General features: G+C 36.7%; 18 protein-coding genes. 15 read left to right on the plus strand and 3 right to left on the minus strand.

Translation table 11 applies throughout. From position 1 onward, the window contains the following. Positions 1–97: 97 nt before the first annotated feature. Positions 98–598 carry a DUF4920 domain-containing protein gene (locus tag ACPF63_RS08225; RefSeq protein ID WP_077417008.1) on the minus strand — a complete coding sequence of 167 codons (501 nt, stop codon included), beginning with the start codon at positions 596–598 and terminating at the stop codon, positions 98–100. A gap of 142 nt (positions 599–740) precedes the next feature. On the opposite strand from ACPF63_RS08225, the gene ACPF63_RS08230 reads away from it, so the two are divergent. The 6 genes from ACPF63_RS08230 to ACPF63_RS08255 all read left to right on the plus strand — a co-directional run bounded on the left by ACPF63_RS08230 (position 741) and on the right by ACPF63_RS08255 (position 8,778). Next, entirely contained in the window at positions 741–2,153 is a 1,413-nt protein-coding gene (locus ACPF63_RS08230; RefSeq protein ID WP_077417010.1) for an APC family permease, read from the plus strand. Positions 2,154–2,311: 158 nt separating this feature from the next. Beyond that, on the plus strand, positions 2,312–2,752 hold the full coding sequence (locus ACPF63_RS08235) for a GPW/gp25 family protein (protein WP_047374475.1): 441 nt from the start codon (positions 2,312–2,314) through the stop codon (positions 2,750–2,752). A 24-nt stretch (positions 2,753–2,776) separates the two neighbouring features. Continuing rightward, positions 2,777–4,660 carry a type VI secretion system baseplate subunit TssF gene (locus tag ACPF63_RS08240; protein WP_077417012.1) on the plus strand — a complete coding sequence of 628 codons (1,884 nt, stop codon included), beginning with the start codon at positions 2,777–2,779 and terminating at the stop codon, positions 4,658–4,660. Positions 4,661–4,978: 318 nt separating this feature from the next. Further along, positions 4,979–7,810, plus strand: coding sequence for an excinuclease ABC subunit UvrA (gene uvrA, locus ACPF63_RS08245; protein WP_219072772.1), 2,832 nt, complete (start codon positions 4,979–4,981; stop codon positions 7,808–7,810). A 314-nt stretch (positions 7,811–8,124) separates the two neighbouring features. Further along, complete coding sequence (locus ACPF63_RS08250; RefSeq protein WP_426482646.1) at positions 8,125–8,529, plus strand: hypothetical protein; 405 nt, start codon at positions 8,125–8,127, stop codon at positions 8,527–8,529. Positions 8,530–8,643: 114 nt separating this feature from the next. Continuing rightward, a complete protein-coding gene (locus ACPF63_RS08255; protein WP_077417018.1) occupies positions 8,644–8,778 on the plus strand; it encodes a bacteriocin-like protein in 135 nt (44 codons plus the stop codon). Between the two features lie 34 nt (positions 8,779–8,812). Here the strand turns inward: ACPF63_RS08255 and ACPF63_RS08260 are convergent, their stop codons facing one another. Beyond that, positions 8,813–9,355, minus strand: coding sequence for a hypothetical protein (locus ACPF63_RS08260; RefSeq protein ID WP_426482647.1), 543 nt, complete (start codon positions 9,353–9,355; stop codon positions 8,813–8,815). 121 nt (positions 9,356–9,476) lie between these two features. On the opposite strand from ACPF63_RS08260, the gene ACPF63_RS08265 reads away from it, so the two are divergent. The 4 genes from ACPF63_RS08265 (at position 9,477) to ACPF63_RS08280 (ending at position 11,148) form a co-directional block, all read left to right on the plus strand. Further along, positions 9,477–9,989, plus strand: a complete 513-nt coding sequence (locus ACPF63_RS08265) for a DUF421 domain-containing protein (protein ID WP_426482648.1) — start codon at positions 9,477–9,479, stop codon at positions 9,987–9,989. A 5-nt stretch (positions 9,990–9,994) separates the two neighbouring features. Further along, positions 9,995–10,486: an N-acetyltransferase family protein gene (locus tag ACPF63_RS08270; protein ID WP_426482649.1), complete on the plus strand. Its 492-nt coding sequence runs from the start codon at positions 9,995–9,997 to the stop codon at positions 10,484–10,486. A gap of 148 nt (positions 10,487–10,634) precedes the next feature. Further along, on the plus strand, positions 10,635–10,814 hold the full coding sequence (locus ACPF63_RS08275) for a quinol oxidase subunit 4 (RefSeq protein WP_426482650.1): 180 nt from the start codon (positions 10,635–10,637) through the stop codon (positions 10,812–10,814). 157 nt (positions 10,815–10,971) lie between these two features. Further along, on the plus strand, positions 10,972–11,148 hold the full coding sequence (locus ACPF63_RS08280; RefSeq protein ID WP_426482651.1) for a hypothetical protein: 177 nt from the start codon (positions 10,972–10,974) through the stop codon (positions 11,146–11,148). A gap of 41 nt (positions 11,149–11,189) precedes the next feature. Here ACPF63_RS08280 and ACPF63_RS08285 read toward each other — a convergent pair whose 3' ends face one another. Beyond that, positions 11,190–11,504 (minus strand): DUF4286 family protein, encoded by a 315-nt coding sequence (locus tag ACPF63_RS08285; protein WP_047385794.1) that lies wholly within the window; start codon positions 11,502–11,504, stop codon positions 11,190–11,192. A 149-nt stretch (positions 11,505–11,653) separates the two neighbouring features. Between ACPF63_RS08285 and gyrA the strand changes: the two genes are divergently transcribed. From gyrA to ACPF63_RS08310, 5 genes are all read left to right on the plus strand, one after another. After that, entirely contained in the window at positions 11,654–14,239 is a 2,586-nt protein-coding gene (gene gyrA / locus ACPF63_RS08290; protein WP_426482652.1) for a DNA gyrase subunit A, read from the plus strand. A gap of 30 nt (positions 14,240–14,269) precedes the next feature. Further along, positions 14,270–15,304, plus strand: a complete 1,035-nt coding sequence (locus tag ACPF63_RS08295; protein ID WP_426482653.1) for a tetratricopeptide repeat protein — start codon at positions 14,270–14,272, stop codon at positions 15,302–15,304. A gap of 220 nt (positions 15,305–15,524) precedes the next feature. Beyond that, on the plus strand, positions 15,525–16,361 hold the full coding sequence (locus ACPF63_RS08300) for a 1,4-dihydroxy-2-naphthoyl-CoA synthase (protein WP_077417031.1): 837 nt from the start codon (positions 15,525–15,527) through the stop codon (positions 16,359–16,361). Between the two features lie 72 nt (positions 16,362–16,433). Continuing rightward, positions 16,434–17,363, plus strand: a complete 930-nt coding sequence (gene menA / locus ACPF63_RS08305; protein ID WP_047385242.1) for a 1,4-dihydroxy-2-naphthoate octaprenyltransferase — start codon at positions 16,434–16,436, stop codon at positions 17,361–17,363. Positions 17,364–17,380: 17 nt separating this feature from the next. Next, positions 17,381–17,827: an SRPBCC family protein gene (locus ACPF63_RS08310; protein WP_077417035.1), complete on the plus strand. Its 447-nt coding sequence runs from the start codon at positions 17,381–17,383 to the stop codon at positions 17,825–17,827. Positions 17,828–17,865: the final 38 nt, after the last annotated feature.

The following is a 17,865-nucleotide window of genomic DNA, read 5'->3' on the forward strand; positions in this document are numbered from 1 at the left end:
CTTTAGCCCATTTTAGTTTCATAAATATTCATCCGGCTTTAGCCAAACTAAACCTTAGAAATTTTTAGAATTAAGATTTTTATTCAATGATTAAAGCTTAGTTCACAACTTTAATTCCATTGGCTACAAATCTGATCTCTTCTTTTGGCTGTGTAATTGCATCAATTTCAGCTTGTGGCTTCTTAGCATCTTCTGCATAATGTTTCTGCTCGTTCACAGAAGTTACTTTTCTTTCTGCATTACCTTCCAATACTACATTTTTACCTTTTAAAGCGGTAGGTACAAAGAAAGCATAGTCTTTCATTTTTACAAAAAACTTAGAATTGTCCTCCGTCTGAATCGTAAGCCAGCATCCTTTTTTATCACAAACATCAGTTACTTTTCCCTTAACAGCTACATTTTCAACTTTTTTGTTGTCTTTTTTAAGCTGTTTATTCAGATTATCTACTGTGATTGCTTTAGATTCGGCAGATGAAGTTACCTGGCCTCCATAAGTATCACCTACCAAAGCTTTTCCTGCCGGTGGACCGGATTCCTGTGCAAATGCTAAAGTAGAAACACTTACAGCGGCTGCAAATAATATAGCTTTAAATTTCATTTTTAATATTTTTCCCAAAAATACTAATTAATATTGAATCATAACCGATTTAAAAATGATAAAAAACAGCTGTTTCCAGGATTTTTCAATAAAATTCAAAATGAAAGACAGATTTGATTATATTTGACCCCTATACTTGACTATGCAAAAAAAACTGAAACTATGGGACGCCATTATGCTGGTGATGGGTTCTATGATTGGAAGCGGAATCTTTATTGTAAGTGCTGATATGACGCGAAACCTGGGATCAGGTTTTTGGCTGATTGTGGTATGGGTTATCACAGGAGTGATGACCGTGGCAGCGGCAATAAGCTATGGAGAGCTTTCTGCACTGTTTCCGAAAGCCGGCGGACAATATACCTACCTGAAAGAGATTTTCGGTAAAAGGATGGGATTCCTTTATGGCTGGGGATTGTTTACCGTAATACAAACCGGAACGATTGCTGCCGTAGCAATGGCTTTTGGTAAATTTACAGCCTATCTGATCCCTTCACTTAATGATGCTGCCCCAATTTTTCAAAGTGGTGAATTCAAAATCACCTGGATACAGATTCTGGCGATTGCAGTTATTGTTTTGCTTACTTATATCAATACCAGAGGGGTAGAGAGTGGTAAAATCCTTCAGAACATCTTTACAGGTTCCAAAATCATTGCATTATTGGGCTTGATAGCTGCCGGTTTTATATTGGTAGATATTTCTCACCTATCAGAAAACTTCAGCTGGGGAACAGATTCTTTTAGTAATCTTAAAAAAGATTTGAGTGGTAATTTCATTAAAGAAGGCTGGGAACCAATTGGAGGAATGACTTTGCTGGGAGGAATTGCCGCCGCAATGGTAGGTTCTGTTTTCAGCTCTGTTGCCTGGGAAAGTGTAACTTTTGTTTCCGGTGAGATTGAAAACCCTAAAAAGAACGTTGTAAAGTCGATGATTTATGGGACTTCTGCTGTAATGATTCTTTATATTGCAGTAAACTATGTATACTTAAATGCATTAGACAGAGACGGAATTGCATTTGCGGCCAACGACAGGGTGGCGGTAGCGGCTTCACAGAATATTTTTGGAAGTGCAGGAACTATCATCATTGCTTTATTGGTAATGATCTCTACATTTGGATGTAATAACGGATTGATTCTGGCAGGAGCGAGAGTTTTTCAGACCATGGCAAAAGACGGAATGTTTTTTAAGTCAGCGGTAAGAAATAATAAAAATGAAGTTCCGGAAAATGCTTTATGGATGCAGGGAGTCTGGGCTTCTATTTTGTGTCTGAGCGGACAGTACGGGAATTTATTGGATATGATCTCTTTCGTGATCGTTCTGTTCTATATGATTACGGTTTTTGGAGTTATTTACTTAAGAATGAAACAGCCAGACTTGGAAAGACCTTATAAAACATGGCTTTATCCGGTGACCCCTGTTATTTACCTTATCATAGGAACATGTTTCTGTATTTTACTGTTAATTTACAAACAGCAATATACGTGGCCGGGCTTTGTATTGGTATTGCTGGGACTTCCGGTATATTATTTTATCAATCGAAAAAAGGCGGATGCTTAAATAAAATAAATATATTATAGATTAAGGGCTTTCAATTCAGTTTGAAGGCCCTTCTTTTGAATAATATTTTAATGTATTGTAACAATTATTTGGTGAAAATGCGTACTTTGGTATTCCGTTTTTAAATAAGCGGAACCATGAAGTAAAAACTATAAGTTATGGATACACCAAATTACAGAATGCCTTTCGTACCGTCTACTTTAATGACCGAAGGCGGAAGTATCGATACCTGCGATATGGGAGAAAGTATTGCTCACAATATTATGCTGCTGATCACCACCAAAAAAGGGGAGAACAGATATGACGAAAACTATGGAAACGATGTTTGGAATCTTGAATTCGATAACGGAGTAACAAGTGCCATCTGGGAAAACGTTTTTGTGAAAAGCTTAAGAAGACAAATCCAGGAATATGAACCAAGAATTGTAAGCCCGCAGATCGATGCCCATATACAATTTGTAGAGCACAGCTACGATACTAAAGAACACACCGAAATTAAAAAGAAAGTAAGAATTGCCATCAATGCAAAAATGGAGGAAACAGGAGAACGTTTCAGTTTTTCAACCGAATTGTTTCTAAGCCCGATGTCTATTGATTAATATTTTTAACAGCGAAAGAAAATTATGAATTTAGATCAGAATATTTATTCCAAAGAATCTGTAAAAGCAAGAATGCTTCAGAATGCAACTAAAGTTTGGGGACTCAGAAGCCCGCAGTCTTTAGATCCTTTTGTAAAACTGTTGATAGATGCATTCAGTACAGAAGTTTTTAAAGCGAATAATGAAATACAGACGGTGAATGCCCGTATATTGGAAAAGCTTGCAAAACTGCTGACACCGTCCATCTATACACATCCTATCCCGGCGCATTCCGTGGCTTTTACACAGCCTTATGATTCATCGGAAGTTTTATTGGAACACACGGAGTTTTTCTTCCGTAAACAGATGACTTCCACAGTAAAGTCAGAATCCGATAAACAGCTGAATATCCCTTTTACTCCGGTAGGAAATGTAAGAATCAATAAAGTTCATACCTCTATCATGTTTGTAGGAAATACCTGCTACAGCATAGATGACAGATTTAATAAAATTCCTATTGCAAGGTTCCAAGGAAGACCCGAAGATTATAGAAAAATCACAATAGGAGTAGATGTCAGCAAGTATATCAGTGAAAGTTTTCCTAAATATCTAAGTATATTCTGTTCCAATCCGGCTTTTGAACACCTTGATTTTGTCTATAAATTATTGCCGTACATTTCAGTGTCCAGCAATGGAAACCCTTTATTCGTAAGAGAAGGATTAAGCTATCTTGCAGAAAGCCAGACTGACGGTTACGAACAGATGTTCAAAGAGCAGTCCATTAGAAATAAGGTGATTGACGATATTAAAAGCATTTACCGCCATAAATTTATTGAAGTAACAGGAATTTCCCGAAGCTTGTTCTCAGAACCCGGACAACTTCCTCAGAATCTTGATTTCTTAGAAGGAAAGGAAGAAATTACAAAGTTTCTGGATAATAAAAGTTTCTTGTGGCTTACCTTTGAATTTCCACCGCAGTTTTCAGCAGAAATCCTTGATAACTTCTCGTTTGTACTGAATGCTTTCCCAATCTACAACAGAGGCTGGAAAAAAACAGAATACAGTCTTGATATCATGGGAAATAATATTCCTCTGGTAACCGATGAAGGAGAACATTTCCTTTATGTAGATGAGGTACAGGACGGTGACGGAAGAAAGTACACCGAAATCCCTTTTACACCGGCAGATGATCTTAAAAAAGGTTTATATACCGTAAGAAAAGGAGGAATGGAACGCTTCACAAGCAGAAATGCAGTTGACATGATTGCTAATGTTCTTGAATTGACAAGAGACGAAATTGCAGCATTTTCCCTTTTGAACAGAGACAACGTAAAAGGAGTTCTCAGTGAAATGTCCGATAAAATGAAAACCATGGTGCAGAAAGTAAACAATGCCAAAAGGAATATCAGACAGGAACTGAATTATGTTATCATGGAACCGGTAGAAAAAACCGACCATACCTATGCTTCTTTCTGGGTTACCCATTGTACTTTGGCCAATCATATGCGCCCTGGAACAGAACTTTCCAATCAGTTGAAGTCACAAACTGTTGTATTGCTTAGCGAAACATTAGGTGGTGCCGAAGAACAGAAAGGAACAGACAGTATTCAGGCCTATAAATATGCACTTACAACAAGAGATAAAATTATTTCTTTGGAAGATGTCAAAAACTATTGCCGCATGATTCTGAAAGATGAGGTAAGAGAAGTGAGAGTAAGAAGAGGAACCATGATCAGCAATAAACCCAAAGAAGGTTTTGTAAGAACTGTTGAGGTAGAAATTATTCCGCAGAACTACTCTTTCTACGGAAGAGCGTATTGGGAGAACATGGCCAATATTATCAGAAATCAGATCATTGCCAAAGCCATTGACGGGATTGAATATGTAGTAAGAATAAACAATGAAGATGTTGATTTTCAGGATATGTAACCTTTAAATAAAATTAAAATCATTTTAAAATATAAATGCCGTAGTTGATATGGCATTTTTTTATTTCATTAAATTGAAAAATTTGCAGAATCAGCCAAATCAGCGTGAGGCACAATATTCAATAAAAGCGGGCTTTAGCCCGTTTAACAAAAAAATATATTCATCCGGCTTTAGCCAAAACCTGTATGACCACCCTGCAACATTACTTTACAAACCTCTATGAATTTATGAAATTTTTATACCTTTTATATTCAAAAAAAGTCTATAAAATTTCGTATTTTTGCACGTTGTGATTTTCAGGCAAAATCACCCCGAATTATGAGCAAATCAACAGAATATATAGAAGTTTACGGAGCACGTGAACACAACCTTAAAAATATTAATGTTAAAATTCCACGCAACGAATTGGTCGTTATTACAGGCCTTTCCGGAAGTGGAAAATCCTCATTGGCTTTTGACACCATTTTTGCAGAAGGCCAGCGCCGTTATATCGAAACATTCTCTGCCTACGCACGTCAGTTTCTGGGTGGATTGGAACGTCCTGATGTAGATAAAATAGAAGGACTTTCACCCGTTATCGCCATCGAACAGAAAACAACCAATAAAAACCCTCGTTCTACTGTAGGAACTGTTACCGAGCTGTACGATTTTCTTCGTCTTTTGTATGCAAGAGTTTCAGATGCATACTCTTTGTCTACCGGGCAGAAGCTGGTAAGCTATACGGAAGATCAGATTCTGGAAACCATCAAAGAAAACTATAAAAAAGAGAAAATTATGCTTTTGGCGCCGGTAGTGCGTTCCAGAAAAGGGCACTATCATGAACTTTTTGTACAGATGGCTAAAAAAGGCTACGGACAGGCAAGAATTGATGGTGAATTGCAGGATATTGAATACGATTTAAAGCTTGACCGTTATAAAACCCACGATATTGATATCGTTATCGACCGTTGGATTATAGGGGAGAGTGCCTCAGAAGGCAGAATGGAAAAATCATTGCGTACCGCGATGGAAATGGGAGAAGGAATTATCGGAATTCAGAAATTGGGAAGTAAAGACATTGAATACTTTTCCAAAAACCTGATGGATGCGGAAACGGGACATTCTTTGGCTTTGCCGGAACCGAATACTTTCTCATTCAACTCTCCGAAAGGAAGCTGCCCGAACTGTAAAGGATTGGGAACAATCAAAAAGATCAATACCGATTATTTTATTGATAATCCAAAACTATCAATCAATCAGGGAGGATTATTACCATTGGAAGATATCAAATCAAACAAATGGATTCTTTCACAGATCAAAAATATTCTTGAGATTTTCGGACTAGGATTAACAACACCTTTGCAGGATATTCCTGAAGAAGCACTGGATTACATCTATAACGGATGTCATAAAGAATTTAATAAAGATCTTAAATACGCGGGAATTACCAAGAAGATTAAGATTGGTTTTGACGGGCTGATTGCTTTCATGGAGGAAATGATTGATGAAAGAGAATCTTATGAAGCCATTTTGCTGGAAAGACACTTCACTACAGAAGAAACATGTCCAGAATGTCATGGGACACGTCTTCAGCCTTCAAGTTTAAGTTTTAAAATTGACGGAAAAAATATTGCTGAGGTCAATGGATTAAGCTTAGCAGATTTAAAAGATTGGTTAGCTGATGTTAAAGATAAATTCTCAGAAAAAAATAAAATCATTGCTCACGAGATTTTAAAAGAGATCGAAACCAGACTTCAGTTTTTGCTGGATGTAGGGTTGGATTATTTAAGCTTGAGCAGAAGTTCAAAAACCCTTTCGGGAGGAGAATCACAGAGAATCCGTCTGGCAACACAGATCGGATCTCAATTGGTGAATGTCCTATATATTCTTGATGAACCAAGTATTGGGCTTCACCAGAGAGATAATGAAAGATTGATTCATTCCCTGAAAAACCTTAGAGACATCGGGAACTCTGTATTGGTGGTAGAACACGATAAAGACATGATTCTTGAAGCAGATGAGGTATTGGATATTGGCCCAAGAGCCGGAAAATTCGGTGGCGAAATCCTTTGGCAGGGAAAACCAAAAGATTTGTTGAAAGCAGATACCATCACTGCTCAATATATCAATGGAAAAAGAAAAATTGCAATTCCTGAAGAAAGAAGAGCGGGAAGCGGTAAGAATATTGTTTTAAAAGGAGCTACAGGAAACAACCTTAAAAATGTAACTCTGGATGTTCCTCTTGGAAAACTGGTAGTAGTAACCGGAATCTCGGGAAGTGGAAAATCTTCTTTGATTAATGGTACTTTATATCCAATCCTTAATAAACATTTCTACAGAGCAGTTCAGGAGCCTTTACCTTACAAAAAGATTGAAGGGCTGGAGAATATTGATAAAATTGTAGACGTAGATCAGACACCAATCGGAAGAACGCCACGCTCCAATCCTGCTACCTATACCGGAATGTTTACCGATATCAGAAACCTTTTTGCTGAGCTTCCGGAAAGTAAAATCCGTGGGTATAAGCCGGGAAGATTCTCTTTCAATGTAAAAGGCGGAAGATGTGAAACCTGTCAGGGTGGAGGATTGAAAGTGATCGAAATGAATTTCCTTCCGGATGTATACGTTCATTGTGAAACCTGTAACGGAAAACGTTTCAACAGAGAAACCCTGGAAGTTCGTTACAAAGGAAAATCCATCTCTGATGTTCTGGATATGACTATTGATGAAGCGGTAGATTTCTTCCAGCCGATTCCTAAGATTTTTGCAAAAGTAAAAACATTACAGGACGTTGGGTTAGGATATATTACCCTGGGACAGCAATCAACGACGCTTTCCGGAGGAGAAGCCCAGCGTATCAAGTTAGCAACCGAACTGTCAAAAAGACAAACCGGAAATACCCTTTATATTCTTGATGAACCAACGACAGGACTACATTTTGAAGACGTAAAAATACTGATGGATGCTATCAACCAATTGGTAGAACTTGGAAACTCGTTCATTATCATCGAACATAATATGGATGTAATCAAATTAGCAGACCATATTATTGACGTAGGACCAGAAGGAGGAAAATATGGAGGGCAGATTGTAGCACAGGGAACTCCTGAAGAAATTGTGAAGTCTAAGAAGAGCTTGACAGGGAAGTTTTTGAAGAGAGAACTAGAGTAAATATTCATAAAAATTATAAAGTATGTCATTCCGAAGGAATCTAAATAGTTTTCGTTGCAATGTTGAAATACTTTTAAAATAAAATTCCTATAATATTGGCTAAACTCATCGGGTTTAGCCTTTTTCATGCTTAAAATCGTCTCCCAATATTAAATTTTTAATTATTTTAAAAATTTATTGCACTGAAAATCAATTAATTAAATCACAATGTTAACTCAATGTTAACTGAATGTAAAATTAATATGAATTATTTTTAATAACTTTGGGTAAGAGATACAAAAATAGGTTAGTATAATATTTAAAACCAATTAGTTATGAAAAATAGAATTCAAATATTGTTTGCTTCACTTTTCGTTTGTGGATTTGCTGCCATTTTGAACACTGCCAAAGCCCAAACTACCAATCATAATACCATTGAACCTATTCAGCTGAATAGAAGTGAGACTTTTACAGATATAAGAAATAAACTGGAAGCCAATTTTGACCTTACCAATCCTGATTACAAGCAGGGAACAGTAAACTCAGTAGTGAAATTTGATATTGCAAAAAATGGTAAAATTGTAAATGTTCACTCCACAGGAGACTGCAAAACCGTAAGCAAAGAAATTGAAACAGTATTAAGGGATCTTGATTATAAAGTAGATCGCAATAAACTGACTGAAAATATGGTTGCTTACACTTATGTAATGCCCGTGACAGTAGAGATTCACAGCAGATAGTATTTACAGCATATTATTCAAAAAAGTGTGAATAATGAAAACTTATCAGATTAAGTTGTAATAAAGAATAAGCAGCAAGGTTTTAATTTTGGGCTACCATAAAATTAAAATTATATGAAAAATTTAAAGAAACTGACGAAGTCAGATTTGAAGTCAGTGTACGGAGGAGAACCTAAAAAATACTGTACGTTTTGCGAATGGGCAAATAAAGTAATTTGCAGTGATGTTCCAATCGTGCAGTGTCCATAAAAAAATAAAGCCGCTTTTATAAGCGGCTTTTCTATTATTTTGTACTTTGAACAAATTCTGTTAATCTTGCTTTAAGATCTTTAGAATTCCCTATCTTATCAAAAGTAACATTATCTATTCTCCATCCTTTCTCTGTATTGATCAGATGTACGGTATCCATCCAGGTTTCTTTAGGAATAGAGGAATTGTATTCAAACGCTATCAGTACTTCAGCAGTTTTATCCTGTATCTTGACAGATTTGATTTTATAACCTGTAAACCCTTCATAAAGACTGGAAAAAATAGCCCCTTCGAAAATTAATGGCTTTTCATCAGGGTGATCACTCTTTTTTACCTTTTCAATATCCGCTTTTGATGCATGTATTGCCTCGTCTAAAACTTTTTTTAAACCCGGGGAAAATAAACTATCCGGAATCGGTTGATTATAAATAGCTTCATTGGATTTGCCATACTGAGTATAAAGCTCATTTACTTTCTCATGAATGGCTTTATCTTGGGATAAAGCAGACTGAACTTCATTCTTTTTACAGGATACAAGGAATAGGAAAATTCCTAAAAAGAGAAATAATTTTTTCATTTGATATTATTTTTTGCGGTATTTATCAGAATTCCAGGCTCAAAATGTATACCAAAATCCGTCTATAAAATATTTTTTAAGAATCACAAAAATCAATACATTTGAGTAGATAAAAAAAATTGTGGATCCTATTCTTAACGTTGTTGTCCGTTCCCTCTGTGTTTACCTTTTCATGGTAATTGCTATCCGTTTATTTGGTAAAAATCAGCTTTCCCAGCTCAATGCGGGAGATGTTGTGTTATTGCTGTTGATTTCAAATGCTGTCCAGAATGCGATGGTAGGTCCTGATACCTCCCTTCAGGGAGGAATTATTGCGGCATTGGTTTTGTTTGTTGCTAATTTTATTTTAAAGAGGATTATGTTTTCCAGCCGTTCCTTTCAGGCCTTTATGGAAGATGAGCCGGTAATTCTTATCAGAGATGGAATTGCTGATCAGGCAGCCCTGAATCGTGTGAAAATTACAGAAAGTGAACTGGAAGAAGCTATAAGGGAACATGGGATTGAAAACATACAGAATGTAAAGCTTTCCGTTTTGGAAGTTGATGGCAACATCAGTGTTGTTTCTGAAGATGAAAAGAGCAAGCAGACCCATTATTCAAGGATTAAAAGAAAAATGAAAAGAAAATACCATTAAATACGATGAATTACGAATTAAGAGAAATGCTTCCCGGTGACGAACCCCGTGTGCTTGAAATTTTCCGACAAGGAGTAGATGGTGGAATCGCCACTTTAGAAACAGAAGTTCCTACAGCTGAAGCCTGGAGTATGGAATATTTCAATGACTGCCGCTGGGTGCTGGAAAATGAAAATAATGATGTGGTAGGATGGTGCGCTTTGAAGCCAGTGAGCAAAAGAGAGTCTTTTAAAGGAGTTGCAGAAGTAAGCATTTATTTTGATAACGAATACCAGGGTAAGGGATTGGGTTCCGTGTTGCTTAAAAAGATAATTTTGGATAGCGAAGACCACGGATTCTGGACATTACAAACCAATATCTTCTCCGAAAATGAAATGGCCATCAAGTCTCATCAGAAAAATGGGTTCAGGGTGGTAGGTGTCAGAAAAAAAATCGGAAAGCTCAACGGCGAGTGGAAAGATCTTGTTTTGATGGAAAAAAGAAGCGAAATCATTTAAAAAATTATAAATGATGAGTTATGAATTAGGGATAGCTTCATTATAACTCGATATCTTTAAACCTTAAACCTTAAACCTTAAACCTTACATTTTGAACTTTTCAATTTGGCATTACCCTTGTAATAATAAAGTTGAAAAAATAGAAATAATGAAAAATATAATTAAAATTACCGGAGTACTTATTGTGGCATTTATGCTTTCATCTTGCGTAGTTCATGATAATGGAAACCGTGCTAAGACACTTCCGCCGGGACAGGCTAAAAAAGTGTATGGTGGAAGCGCAAAAGATTATGCCCCTGGGCAGGTGAAAAAGAGAAGTGGTTACTAACTTATAAAATAAGAACACCAACATTCAGTTTTAACATACATTAGCCTAATTTCAATTTCTTTTGGCATTAACATTGATATATTTCGCTATCGAGATTGAAAAAGTGAAAATAATGAAAAGTATGTTTAAAATTGTTGGGGTAGGCGTGGTCCTATTAATGCTGTCCTCTTGCATAGTGCATGAGCCTCATGGAAGAAGAATGCCGCCGGGTCATGCAAAAAGATATTATGGTGGAAGTGCAAGATATTATGCACCTGGTCAGGTTAAGAAAGTGTATATTTATGACGATCGTGGCCATCATCACAGAGGCCGTGGTCATGGACATCACAGATAAAAAAGAAAAGCACTGATTTTTTCAGTGCTTTTTATTATAAATTATAATCTCGATTTTTTTGGATTCAGAAAAGTATTAAAAATCATAACTTCCTGTCCAAACTTTTTCTCAATTCTTTCAGAAATATTCAGAAGTTCACTTTGAATGAAGTCTTCCCTTAGCTGATCATTATCAAAGATTAACAGAAGATTGTAGTTTTTACCTTCCTCAATAAAGTCACTGTGTACTTCAGAAAGAATATATTTGTCTACATCCATCAGGTTTTCAGTCATTAAAACCAGTGTTTCATCAATATAATTTTCCCATTCTTCTAGGTTGTCTTTCGTACAGTGGAAAGTTATACTTAATACGCTCATATTTTAAGATTTTTTAAGATTTTTTTGGATAAATTCTACAGCAAAAATCGGCATTTTTTTCGTAAATTAGCCCGTTAATAAAAATTGGAAATAAATAATTTTCAGACTTACAGCTAAGAGTTTGAATATCATTACAATAAAATTTGTTTATGCAAAAAGAAGGAGAAAGACTGATTCCTATCAACATTGTTGATGAAATGAAGTCGTCTTATATCGATTATTCGATGTCCGTTATCGTTTCAAGAGCGTTGCCGGATGTAAGAGACGGCTTAAAACCTGTTCATAGAAGAGTACTTTATGGTATGTATGGATTAGGGGTGTTTTCTAATAGAAAATATTTAAAATCTGCGAGAATTGTTGGGGATGTTTTGGGTAAATATCACCCCCACGGAGATTCCTCTGTATATGATGCTATGGTAAGAATGGCCCAGGACTGGAGCTTACGTTATCCTCAGGTTGACGGCCAGGGTAACTTTGGTTCAATGGACGGTGACCCGCCTGCAGCAATGCGTTACACTGAGGCAAGATTGAAAAAAATCTCTGATGAGGTGCTTTCAGACTTAGACAAAGAAACAGTTGATTTCCAGAATAACTTCGATGACAGTTTACAGGAACCGACAGTAATGCCAACTAAAATTCCGAACCTTTTGGTAAACGGTACTTCTGGTATTGCAGTGGGGATGGCAACTAATATGGCGCCACACAACTTATCTGAGTCTGTAGATGCTATCTGCGCTTATATTGATAATAAGGAAATTACAATAGACGAGCTGATGCAGCACATCATTGCACCGGATTTCCCTACAGGAGGTATTATCTACGGTTATGATGGAGTAAGAGATGCATTCCACACAGGAAGAGGTAGAGTTGTTTTAAGAGCTAAGGTTAGCTTTGATGAAATTGGAAACAGAAACGCTATTATTGTTAGCGAGATTCCTTATCAGGTTAACAAAGCGGAAATGATCGCCAGAACAGCAGAGCTTGTCAAAGATGAGAAAATCCCTGGTATCCACGAGATCAGAGACGAATCGGACAGAAAAGGACTTCGTGTTGTTTATGAATTGAAAAACGATGCTATCCCGAATGTTGTTCTTAACCTATTATATAAATATACATCACTTCAGACTTCTTTCAGTGTAAACAATATTGCATTGGTACACGGAAGACCGGAGCAGCTGAATCTTAAAGATATCATTCATCACTTTGTAGAGCACAGACACGAGGTAATCGTAAGGAGAACTCAGTTTGAACTTAAGAAAGCAAAAGAAAGAGCACATATCCTTGAAGGGTTCATGAAAGTAATCGGAACTCAGGATTCTTTAGACAGAGCGATTTCTATTATCCGTCACAGTGCAAACCCTCAGGCTGCAAAAGAAGGCCTTATTGAGGCATTTGAACTTTCAGACATTCAGGCTCAGGCGATCCTTGATCTTAGATTGGCTCGTTTAACAGGAATGGAGCTTGATAAGATCCGTGATGAATATGATGCAATCATGAAAGAGATTGAAAATCTGGAAGATATCTTAGCCAATGAGCCAAGAAGATTCCAGATCATTAAAGATGAATTGATCGAAGTCAAAGAAAAATACGGAGACGAAAGAAGAACAGAAATTGATTACTCAGGAGGAGAAATGTCTATCGAAGATATTATCCCGAACGAAGCTGTAGTTCTTACCATTTCTCACGCAGGATATGTCAAGAGAACTTCCCTTTCAGAATATAAAATTCAAAGTAGAGGAGGTGTAGGAAATAAAGCAGCAACAACAAGAGACTCCGATTTCCTTGAATATATCGTTTCTGCCACCAATCACCAGTATATGTTATTCTTTACAGAAAAAGGAAGATGTTACTGGCTAAGAGTATTTGAAATTCCGGAAGGCTCCAGAACAGCAAAAGGAAGAGCGGTACAAAACCTTATCAATATTGAACCGGATGATAAGATCAAAGCTTATATCAGAACCAACAACCTGAAGGATTCAGAATATGTAAATCAAATGAGCGTTGTGATGGTTACCAAAAACGGTACTATCAAGAAAACATCATTAGAAGCTTATTCAAGACCAAGAGTAAACGGGGTAAATGCTATCGAGATTAGGGATAATGACCAGTTATTAGGTGCTTACCTTACCAATGGAACATCTCAGATCATGATTGCTACCAAAAATGGTAAATGTATCCGCTTCCCTGAAGAAAAGGTAAGAGAGGTAGGTAGAGGATCTATCGGAGTAAGAGGTATTGCGATGGAAGACAATGATGAAGCTATTGGTATGATTGTTGTGAACGATGTAGAAAACGAAACAGTACTTGTAGTATCTGAAAAAGGATATGGAAAGAGAACTGCAGTAGAAGACTACAGAATTACCAACAGAGGAGGAAAAGGAGTTATCACCCTGAACATTACCGAAAAAACAGGAAACCTGATTGCTATTCAAAACGTAACAGACGAAGATGGATTGATGATTATCAATAAATCCGGTGTTGCGATCAGAATGGGTATGGATGAAATGAGAGTAATGGGTAGAAATACTCAGGGAGTAAAACTGATCAATCTTAAGAAAAATGACGAAATTGCAGCCATCGCAAAAGTAGCAATGGATAAAGATGTAGAAGAAGATTCTGAAGAAACTGAAGAAGGAACAGACATTGTAGCTGATAACCAGGAAGACAATACAATACCTCAGGCTGAAAATGAAACTCCAGCAGAGGAAAATGAGAATTCTGATTCTGAAGAATAAATTGTACAATATAAATATAAAATAGTTATTATGAAGAAACTAATTTTAGGAATGGCTATCGTAGCGTCTTCTTTTGCTTTTGGGCAGAAAAAAGATGCAGCTGCTTTGAATGCCCAGCTTCAGGAAGCTAATAAGGTTGCTATGGATGCATATAATGCAAAAAACTATGCAGCTGCAGCACCTAAGTTTATAGAAGTTTATGACCTATTGAAGGCTAATGGACAGGACAACAAAATATATATGTATTATGCCGGACTTAGCCATGCGTTAGCGAATAACAGTGATCAGTCTATCAAAATATATACAGATCTTGTTAATTCTGGATTTACAGGAGTAGAAACTACTTATACTGCAAAAGAAAAGAAAACAGGACAGGTAGTGAATCTTGATAAAGCGACTTGGGAGCTTATGAAGAAGAATGCTGACTATACTGATTTCAAAACAGAGCAGACTAAAAGTATAGAGGGAGATTTATATGAAACTCTGGCTTCATTACTTCTTAATGCGAAAAAAGGACCTGAAGCTCTTGCTGTCATCGAAAAAGGATTAGTTAAATTTCCAAACAGTGCTAAACTTAAAGAAGCTCAGACTACAGCATATCTTCAGTCAGGAAATACAGATAAATTTGTTTCCGGATTGAAAGAACAACTAGCTAAGAACCCTAACGATCCAACAAATTGGTATAATCTTGGGGTAATGCAGGCTAAAAATCCTGCTACTGTTAATGATGCTTTAGAAGCGTTTAAAAAAGCAATTGAACTTAAACCTGATTTCTCTGATGCTTATCAGAACTTAGTGTATACAACTATTGGTGATGATGCTAAAGTAGTAGGAGAGATCAATGCATTGAGAAAAGACAAACCGGATGAAGCTTCTAAATTGATCGACGCAAGAAGAGAAAGATTTGGAAAAGCACTACCATACGCAGAAGGATGGTATAAAGCAAATCCAAAGAGTATTGACGCTGTTTCTGCATTGAAGGAAATTTATGTAGTAACTAAAAACATTGAAAAAGTTAAAGAAATGAAAGCTAAAGAAGCTGAGCTTAGTGCAGCTGCTAAGTAATCATTTGATAACTTAACTATAAAAAGCCGGAACAGCAATGTTCCGGCTTTTATTTTTTAAGAAAACAGAGTCCTTGCCCATTCTGAAAAACACATTCTTACTCAATATCTACAAGCAGAAATTTTTCATTCAAAATTTCTCTTCTTTATTGAAATGATGGGTGAATTTCACACAGAGAATTTCTCTGTAATTCCGTATCTTTGAGAAAAATTTTTATAAGATGATCGAGTGGAAAACCGCCAAGGAATACGAAGATATTACCTATAAAAAATCTAACGGAGTAGCAAGAATTGCTTTCAACAGACCGGAAGTACGTAATGCGTTCAGGCCAAAGACAACTTCAGAATTATATGATGCTTTTTATGACGCTTCTGAAGACCCCTCAATAGGTGTTGTTTTACTTTCAGGAGAAGGACCAAGTCCAAAAGACGGAGGTTGGGCTTTCTGTAGTGGAGGAGATCAAAAAGCAAGAGGAGATCAGGGATATGTTGGAGAAGATGGAAGACACCGTTTAAATATTCTTGAAGTTCAGCGTTTGATCCGTTTCATGCCGAAAGTGGTTATCGCAGTGGTTCCGGGATGGGCAGTTGGTGGAGGACACTCACTTCATGTAGTATGTGATTTAACGTTGGCGAGTGAAGAACATGCAATCTTCAAGCAGACAGATGCTGATGTGACAAGCTTTGATGGTGGTTATGGCTCTGCTTACCTTGCTAAAATGGTAGGTCAGAAAAAAGCCCGTGAAATCTTCTTTTTAGGAAGAAACTATTCCGCTCAGGAAGCTTTTGAAATGGGAATGGTAAATAAAGTAGTTCCGCATGCAGAATTAGAAGATACAGCTTACGAATGGGCACAAGAAATTTTAGGAAAATCTCCGATGTCTATCAGAATGCTGAAATTTGCGATGAACCTTACAGACGATGGCATGGTAGGACAGCAGGTATTTGCAGGAGAGGCAACCCGTTTAGCATACATGACCGAAGAAGCTAAAGAAGGAAGAAATGCATTCCTTGAAAAAAGAAAACCGAACTTCGGAGAAGATCAATGGATATCTTAAAAATATAATTGATAATTGATAAATGATCGCTCAATCATCATTTATCAATTATCGTTTATCAATTATAATTATATGACTGATTGGATAAAAGCCGCAAGGCTAAGAACTTTACCGCTTTCCTTAAGCGGAATTATTATGGGAGCTTTCATTGCAAAATGGAGACTTTACGGAGAAGGTGGAATCTGGGACTGGAAAATTTTTGCTCTGGCCCTTTTGGTAACACTTTTATACCAGATTTTATCAAATTATGCCAATGACTATGGTGATGGAGTAAAAGGAACCGATGCCAAAAGAATCAATGAAGCTGAAGCGAGAGCTGTAGCATCAGGAAAAATTACGGCTAAACAGATGAAAAATGCAGTGATCCTTTTCGCAGCATTATCTTTCATTGCTACTATTGCTTTATTGTATGTGGCTTTCATTCCAAACTACATGAATGAATTCTATATTTTCATAGGATTGGGAGTAGCAAGTATTCTGGCAGCAATTGGGTATACAGTAGGTAAAAAACCATATGGATACATGGGGTTGGGAGATATCTTCGTGTTTATCTTCTTCGGACTTGTTTCTGTATGTGGAAGTTACTTTTTATTCACGAAAACTTTCAGCTGGGATATGCTATTACCTGGAACAGCTGTTGGGATGATGAGTATGGCGGTTCTTAACCTGAACAATATGAGAGATATTGAAAGTGATAAACTATCAGGAAAAAACAGCCTTGCTTTAAGAATGGGATTCAGAAATGCAATGATTTATGAAATGGTGCTGTTACAGCTTCCTTTATTGCTGATTCTTGCGTTTTTAGGAATAAACGGATTTATGCAGCAGCAAAACTATTACGTTTTCATCGTAATGATTCTGTTGATCCCACTATCAAAACTGAGAAGAAAGATTCTATCGGTAAAAGAGCCAAAAGAATTAGACCAGTATTTAAAGCAGGTAGGCATCATGACGTTTGTAATGGCAATTCTTACAGCAGCCGGACTTAATTTATTTAACTAAATCTAAAATATTATACCATGAGTTCTAATGTCTATGTTGAAGCTCAAATGCTTATCAGGAAACCGGTTGAAGATGTTTTTGAAGCATTTATCAATCCTGAAATAACAACTCATTTCTGGTTCACAAAATCTACCGGAAAATTAGAAGAAGGTAAAACAGTTACCTGGGAATGGGAAATGTACGGAGTAAAAAACGTAGTAAATGTACATCAGATCATCCCATACCAACTGATCAAAACAGAGTGGGGAGAGCCTTCAACGAACGTAGATTATGAATTCAAAACCATGGAAAAAGGCACTCTTGTTGTGATTAAAAGCTACGGATTCAGCCAGACAGGTGAAGATCTGTTAAAAGTAATTAATGACAATACAGGAGGTTTTACGACAGTTTTAGACGGCTGTAAAGCATATCTGGAACATGGAATTAATCTCAGACTGATTGAAGATAAATTCCCGCAAAAATAGAACACATGAAGACTGCTTTAAAGATAACTTCTTGTCTG

This window comes from Chryseobacterium sp. R2ACT005, from assembly GCF_049949215.1.
Classification (GTDB): Bacteria; Bacteroidota; Bacteroidia; order Flavobacteriales; family Weeksellaceae; genus Chryseobacterium.